Here is a 3,618-nt window from a genome sequence, read left to right as displayed (position 1 = left end):
GGTGCCGCCGTGGGCGACCGTCTCCTTGACGAAGTCGTAGGCCTTGTCGATGTAGCCGAGCGACTGCTGCAGGTCGATGATGTAGATGCCGGAACGCTCGGTGAAGATGAAGCGCTTCATCTTCGGGTTCCAACGGCGGGTCTGGTGCCCGAAGTGCACGCCGCTGTCGAGCAGCTGGCGGATGGTGACGACGGCCATGGCCGTTCTCCTCTTCTCGGCGCGCGCGGACGCACGCCATTCTCGGTTTTCTTCGCGACGGTGGCCGCGAATCCTGGTGCCCGGCACGCATCCGACCCGCTCTTGCGAAGGGGACCGATGGGATGCTGTCTGCCGATTGGGCACGCGTAGTCACCCCGACATGCGGGGTGCTCCGAGAATCATAGCATTCAGCGGCGGGCGGCCGCGGCGTTCGCCTTGCTCTTGCCCCGCTCCACCTTGAGGTCGTCCATGCTCTCGAGCGAGCGGCCCTTCGTCTCGGGCACGGCGAAGAACACGAAGACGAACGACAGCAGCGCGAAGAACGTGTAGAGACCGTACGTGAAGGCGAGCGAGAAGCTCGACAGCGCCGGGAACGTCTCGGTGATGGCGAAGTTCGTGAGCCACTGGGCGGCGGCGGCCACACCGAGCGCCTTGCCGCGGATGCGGTTGGGGAAGATCTCGCCGAGCAGCACCCAGACGATCGGCCCCCAGGTGGCGCCGAAGAAGATCACGAAGAGGTTGGCCCCCACGAGGGCGAGCGGGCCCCAGGCACCCGGCAGCTGCGGCGTGCCCCCGTCGGTGACGACCGCCTGCGAGAAGGCCAGGGCCATGAGGCCGAGCGACACGACCATGCCGGCCGATCCGGTGAGCAGCAGCGGCCGGCGGCCGATCTTGTCGACGAAGAAGATCGCCACGAAGGTGACGGCCACGTTGATGACGCTCGTGACGACCGAGATGGTGAACGACGTGCCGCTGTTGGTGGTGTCGAAGCCCACGGAGCTCCAGAGGCTCGTGGAGTAGTAGAAGATCACGTTGATGCCGACCAGCTGCTGGAACATCGACAGCAGGATGCCGACCCAGACCACCGGGAGCAGGCCGAAGAGCCTGCCGCGGAGGCTCGCGGTGCGGGCGTTCTCCTTGTCCTCACGGAGGGAGCGCTCGATGTCCTCCAGGGCCGGATCGACCTCGGCGGCCGGTGTCACGCTCGCGAGCACCTTCCTCGCGTCGTCGCGGCGGTCCTTGCCCACGAGGTAGCGGGGCGACTCGGGCAGGCGCCACGCGAGCAGTCCGTAGACGACGGCGGGGATGGCGCAGACGATGAACATCCAGCGCCAGGCGTCCTGACCGAACCAGAGCGGTTCGTTCGCTCCCCCGGCGGCGCCCTGCAGCAGGGTGTCCGAGAGCAGGGCGGCGAAGATGCCGAGCGTGATCGCGAGCTGCTGGAGGCTCGCGAGCGCCCCGCGCACGGCCTTCGGCGCGATCTCGGCGATGTAGGCCGGCGCGATGACGCTCGCGATGCCGATGCCGAGACCGCCGATCACGCGCCAGATGATGAGGTCCCAGACGGCGAACGCGAGCCCCGAGCCGATCGAGGAGATGAGGAAGAGGCCCGCGCCGATGAGCATGACCGGGATGCGGCCGATCCGGTCGGCGATGCGGCCCGCGAAGTAGGCGCCGATCGCGCAGCCGAGCAGGGCGCACGCCACGACGAAGCCGGAGAGGAGCGGCAGATCGCCGAGCGCGAAGTCCTCGTCGATGGCCTTGACGGCGCCGTTGATCACGGAGGAGTCGAAGCCGAACAGGAAGCCGCCGAGCGCGGCGGCGATCGAGAGGGCGACGACCTTCCGCCGGAGTTTCCCGGTGATCGCGTGGTCTGCTGCGGTGGTGCTCTTCTCGGCCATGTCGTACTCCCTAGAGCAGGGCCGGTCGGTGACGGATCGGTGGCACCCCGCAGCTCGATCCTGGCACTTCTCTAGGCGGGACGGTAGCCGGTGGTCTCCGGCGGGGCCGCGTGTCGGATCATGAGGTGTCGCGTGACCGAGTAGTCGAGCAGGGGCTCGATGCTCATGTCCTTGCCGAAACCGGAGCCCTTGACCCCGCCGTGCGGGGCCTCGGAGGCGATCGGCAGGTGGTCGTTGACCCACGTCACGCCCACGTCGAGCTGGTGGCTGACCCGGATGGCGCGGGCGACGTCGTTGGTCCAGACCGACGACGCGAGGCCGTAGGCGCTGTCGTTGGCGAGCCGGATGGCATCCGCCTCGTCGTCGAAGGGCAGCGCGACGAGCACGGGGCCGAAGACCTCGCCCTGGACGATCTCGGAGTGCTGGGGCGCGCCCACGACCAGGGTGGGCGGGTAGTAGGCGCCGTCGCGTTCGAGGGGAGCGCCTCCCGCGAGCACCTCGGCGCCCTCGGCGACGGCCCGGGTGACGAAGCCGTGCACGCGGTCGCGGTGCTCGAACGAGATGAGGGGGCCGACGTCGGTGCCTGGCGAGCGCCAGTGGCTGTTCGGATTTCGCAAGCGCGGTCGAGTCCTCCACAGCCACCCGCACCGTGCCTGCAAGCGCACCGATGTGACGCGGCTCGCGCCGGCCGTTGCCGAGACACGCATCCTCGACTCATGAACGTACTCATCGGCGTGGTGGCCCTCCTGATGGCGATGCCCCTCTTCGGGGCCGCCGATCCATCTCCTGCCAGGTCCGTCGGCAGCGCGGCAGCACCACTGACACTCGTTCCCTCACTCCCGGTTCGGAGCGGGGATGGGCCGGACGGTGTGGGTGTGGGTGTGAGTGTGGGTGCAGAAGCGGATGCGGATGCCGGTGCAGGCACATGGCTGTGGCCGATCGAGCCGAAGCCCGAGGTCTCCGCGGAATTCCGAGCGCCCGCGACCCGCTACGGTGCCGGGCACCGCGGGCTCGATCTGGAGGCCAGTCCCGGGGTGCAGATCCGCGCGCCGGCCGACGGTGTCGTCGCCTTCGCGGGCACGGTGGTGGATCGCCCGGTGGTCTCGGTCGAGCACGCCGGCGGCCTGCGGTCGACGTTCGAGCCCGCGCAGTCGCTCGTCGCCGTCGGCACCCTGGTCGCGCGAGGTCAGCCCCTGGCGGTGGTCGCCACCGGAGGGCACTGCGCTGACCGCTGCCTGCACCTGGGAGCGCGGCTGAACGGCGGCTACGTGAACCCGCGCCTGCTCCTGACGGGCATCCCTCGTGCGGTGCTCCTGCCTCCAGCGCACGGAGGTCGTCCGGGTGCCTCGCCGACGGGGAGCGTCGATCGTTTGTGGACGATCGAACCCGGCGTGACGCGACTGCGCGGGCGGACAATGCCACCTCTCACGCGCACCATCGCCGGAGAGGGCCCGGAGGCAGCGAGGGCTGGCGAAGTCCGCGCCATCGCAGCGGAGCGGCCGGCAGGTGGAGGGCGGCGGTCAGGCGCGGGGGTGGGCGGCGCGATAGGAGGCGCGGAGGCGTTCGGTGGTGACGTGGGTGTAGATCTGCGTCGTGCCGAGGCTCGCGTGGCCGAGCAGCTCCTGGACTGCCCGGAGGTCTGCGCCGCCGTCGAGCAGGTGGGTGGCGGCGGTGTGGCGGAGGGCGTGCGGCCCGGCCGGTCCGGAGCCGGGTGCGGCCTCGAGAAGGCGCGCCACGA

Annotated in this window: 4 protein-coding genes and 1 pseudogene; 1 reads left to right on the top strand and 4 read right to left on the bottom strand. The window is 70.1% G+C overall.

All coding sequences use genetic code 11. The features are described from left to right. The 3 genes from rpsB to Q0D57_RS00865 form a co-directional block, all read right to left on the bottom strand. Positions 1–198, bottom strand: a 198-nt coding sequence (gene rpsB / locus Q0D57_RS00875) for a 30S ribosomal protein S2 (protein ID WP_291036744.1), incomplete at its 3' end; no start/stop codon positions are given. Between the two features lie 188 nt (positions 199–386). After that, the gene (locus tag Q0D57_RS00870) at positions 387–1,880 is read right to left on the bottom strand and encodes a sugar porter family MFS transporter (RefSeq protein WP_291036740.1); all 1,494 of its coding nucleotides are present in this window, start codon (positions 1,878–1,880) and stop codon (positions 387–389) included. Between the two features lie 71 nt (positions 1,881–1,951). After that, positions 1,952–2,497 (bottom strand): aldehyde dehydrogenase family protein, encoded by a 546-nt coding sequence (locus Q0D57_RS00865; RefSeq protein ID WP_291036737.1) that lies wholly within the window; start codon positions 2,495–2,497, stop codon positions 1,952–1,954. A 99-nt stretch (positions 2,498–2,596) separates the two neighbouring features. Between Q0D57_RS00865 and Q0D57_RS19385 the strand changes: the two are divergent. Then, a pseudogene (locus tag Q0D57_RS19385) lies at positions 2,597–3,145 on the top strand (M23 family metallopeptidase); the annotation flags it as partial. A gap of 255 nt (positions 3,146–3,400) precedes the next feature. Here the strand turns inward: Q0D57_RS19385 and Q0D57_RS00860 are convergent. Then, positions 3,401–3,618 (bottom strand): tyrosine-type recombinase/integrase (locus Q0D57_RS00860; protein ID WP_291036735.1); only part of this gene is annotated, 218 nt, incomplete at its 5' end.

This window comes from Herbiconiux sp. (assembly GCF_023264895.1).
Classification (GTDB): Bacteria; Actinomycetota; Actinomycetes; order Actinomycetales; family Microbacteriaceae; genus Herbiconiux.
Note: the sequence above shows the minus strand (reverse complement) of the source record. Positions and strands in the feature narration are given on the sequence as shown.

Bases quoted from the DNA above. Each gene is read 5' to 3' on its own strand.
- Q0D57_RS00870 (WP_291036740.1), bottom strand. From the start codon at position 1,880: ATGGCCGAGAAGAGCACCACCGCAGCAGACCACGCGATCACCGGGAAA.